Origin of the sequence: Pseudomonas sp. HY2-MNA-CIBAN-0224 (assembly GCF_040310285.1) — a bacterium.
GTDB lineage: Bacteria > Pseudomonadota > Gammaproteobacteria > Pseudomonadales > Pseudomonadaceae > Aquipseudomonas > Aquipseudomonas helleri.
On sequence record NZ_JBEOPQ010000420.1, the window covers coordinates 1 to 280 of the forward strand.

1 protein-coding gene is annotated in these 280 nt (G+C 45.4%); it reads right to left on the bottom strand.

Translation table 11 applies throughout. The features are described from left to right. Nucleotides 1-280: type III pantothenate kinase (locus AAEZ03_RS27000; protein WP_350582884.1), on the bottom strand; the 280-nt coding region annotated here is incomplete at both ends.

The window sequence follows — 280 nt, forward strand, 5'->3', positions numbered from 1 at the left end:
GGCGTACAGGGCGATTGACATGTTGCGCAATAATGGCGGCATCACCACCCGTCATAATGACTTCAAAATTGGGATGACGATGGCTAATCTCATTGATCGCACCAACGATGGATAATAATATCCCGCGATGTACTGCATCTTGCGTGGTGACTCCTTGACTGACGCTATCAAACGTACCGTTAGAGATGGTGATTTGCTTGGTACCAGAAAATAGGGATTCACGTTGCAGATAGATGCTTGGGAAAATATAACCGCCCAAATGCTCAGCATGATCAATTAA